General features: G+C 67.6%; 1 protein-coding gene and 1 pseudogene. Both read left to right on the forward strand.

Going from position 1 to position 2,751, the window contains the following annotated elements; genetic code table 11:
• Positions 1–700, forward strand: a pseudogene (locus AC3EQ1_RS31225) (glycosyl transferase); the annotation flags it as partial.
• Positions 697–2,628 (forward strand): radical copper oxidase GlxA, encoded by a 1,932-nt coding sequence (gene glxA / locus AC3EQ1_RS31230; protein WP_432097672.1) that lies wholly within the window; start codon positions 697–699, stop codon positions 2,626–2,628. The pseudogene AC3EQ1_RS31225 and the gene glxA, both read left to right, overlap by 4 nt.
• The last annotated feature ends 123 nt before the right edge of the window (positions 2,629–2,751 follow it).

A 2,751-nucleotide genomic window follows, 5' to 3' on the forward strand; every position in this document is an offset into this window, starting at 1 on the left:
GCCGTTCAGCCTGCCGCCGGGCAAGCTGTTCAACTACACGCTGATGGTGATCTTCTATCCCATATCGGCGCTCAACTGGATCCTCGCGGCCCTGAGCTGTGCGCTGTTCCTCGGGTTCGGCGCCTCCGGCGTCCAGATCGACCCGGCGATGTGGATGATGCTCTACGGCAACGCCTCCGCCCTCCAGATCGGGCTGTACATCTGGAACCGGCGGCACAACGTCTCCCCGCACGAGCCCGAGGGCTCCGGCGGCGTGGCCGGCATGGTGATGTCGGCGCTGTCCGCCCCCATCTACGCCCGCTCGCTGATGGACGCGGTGCTGCGGCGCAAGAGCAAGTTCGTGGTGACCCCCAAGGGCGACTCGTCCAGCCCGGACACTCTCTTCGGCACCTTCCGGATCCACATGTTCTTCATGCTGATCTTCGGCGGGTCCCTCGCGTCCTCCTTCTACTTCGGCCACAGCCACCCCGCGATGATCGTCTGGGCCACGCTCGCGCTGATCATCACGGCCTCGCCGATCCTCGCCTGGGCCTGGACCCTCCGGCAGGAGAAGCGGAAGAAGCAGTCCGGGGGCGGCGCCTCCCGCGGTTCCGGCGGCCCGGGGGACGGTGAACGGCCGTCCGCAGGCCCGCAGCCCGAGCCCGCCCGGACCCGCAACGAAGAGACCATGCAGATCGCCCTTGGGGGACGTCACACATGAAGTACCGTCCGAGCCGCCGCGCCCGACGCATATCCATCGGCGCGGCGGCGGTACTCGTCGTGGCCGGAATGAACGGTCCGGCCCTCTACCGCTTCGGCACGGAGAAGTACCACACGTACTCGATCAACCGGCCGGAGTACAAGGCGGACAACGGCCACTGGGACCTGCTGGACATCCCGCAGAAGAACCAGATCCACTCGATCCACGCCGCGCTGCTGCACACCGGCAAGGTGCTGCTGATCGCCGGATCGGGCAACAACGCCAAGATGTTCGCGTCCAAGACCTTCCGCTCGGTCCTGTGGGACCCGAAGACGAACACCTACAAGAACATTCCGACCCCCAAGGACATGTTCTGCGCCGGGCACACCCAGCTGCCCGACGGCAAGCTGCTGGTGGCGGGCGGCACCGCCCGCTACGAGAAGCTCCAGGGCGATGTGAACAAGGCCGGCGGCCTGATGATCGTCAAGAACGAGAACCCGGACGCCCCCAAGACCCTTCCCCCGGGCACCCTCTTCACCGGCAAGAGCAGCGGCAAGATCTTCGAGTCCAAGGACAATCTGCTCGTCCCCCGGGCGAAGAAGCGGGTCGACCCGGTGACCGGCCGGGCGACCGTCACCGCCAGCGAGGCGCGGGTCTACGTCGAGGCGCGGAAGCGCGGCCGCCAGTACTCCACCGGCGACACCGACAACTACCGCATCCAGGGGCTCAAGGGCTCCGAGGCGAAGAACCTCTACGGCATCGCCAACAAGCTGTCCTTCGACAAGAAGGACTTCCAGGGGATCAAGGACTCCTTCGAGTTCGACCCGGTCGCCGAGAAGTACATCCGGGTCGACCCGATGCACGAGGCCCGCTGGTACCCGACGCTGACCACGCTGAAGGACGGCAAGGTCCTCTCGGTCTCCGGTCTCGACGAGATCGGGCAGGTCGTCCCGGGCAAGAACGAGGTCTACGACCCGAAGACGAAGAAGTGGACCTACCTGCCCAAGCAGCGCTTCTTCCCGACCTACCCGGCCCTGTTCCTGACAGGCGGCGGCAAGATCTTCTACACCGGCTCCAACGCGGGCTACGGTCCGGCCACCCAGGGCCGTACCCCCGGCCTGTGGGACGTGGACACCAACCGGTTCTCCCCGGTGCGCGGCATGAGCGACCCGGACGTCCTGGAGACCTCGATGTCCGTGATGCTGCCGCCCGCCCAGGAGCAGAAGTTCATGGTGATCGGCGGCGGCGGGGTCGGTGAGTCGGCCAAGTCCTCCGAGAAGACCCGGCTGGTCGACCTCAAGAAGCGCGACCCGCGCTTCCGGGACGGCGCGCCGCTGTCCGAGGGCACCCGCTACCCCGGCGGCTCGATCCTCCCGGACGACACGGTCTTCGTTTCCGGCGGCTCCGGCGACTACCGCGGGCGCAGCGGCAGCAACATCCTCAAGGCCCAGATCTACAACCCGAAGAAGGACACGTTCCGCCGGGTCGCCGATCCCACCGTGGGCCGCAACTACCACTCCGGCACCGTGCTCCTGCCGGACGGCCGGGTCATGATCTTCGGCTCGGACTCGCTCTACGCCGATGACGACAACACCAAGCCGGGCGTCTTCGAGAAGCGCATCGAGATCTACACCCCGCCCTACCTCTACCGGGATTCGCGGCCGAAGCTCACCTCCGGCCCGAAGCAGGTCCGCCGCGGCGGGACCGCCACGTTCGGGACCGAGCACCCGGAGAAGATCAAGACGGCGCGGCTGATGCGCCCCAGCGCCGTCACCCATGTCACCGATGTGGACCAGCGGTCCATCGCCCTGGACGTGAAGCGCACGGCGGACGGCATCCAGGTGACCGTGCCCCGGGACCGCTCGCTGGTCCCCTCGGGCTGGTACATGCTGTTCGTCAACGACGGCAAGGGCACGCCGTCCAAGGCGCGCTGGGTCGAAGTGCCGTAGGCGCCCTCCTCCGGTACTCCCCCGTGACGGGGCCGCAGCTCTTCGGCTGCGGCCCCGTCTCGTGTGTCCGGACCGCGACACGCCGCGCCACCCTGCGGTTGTTTGACGTGCTCCCTGGCCTAA

This window comes from Streptomyces sp. bgisy100 (assembly GCF_057709105.1).

Bases quoted from the DNA above. Each gene is read 5' to 3' on its own strand.
- glxA (WP_432097672.1), top strand. From the start codon at position 697: ATGAAGTACCGTCCGAGCCGCCGCGCCCGACGCATATCCATCGGCGCG.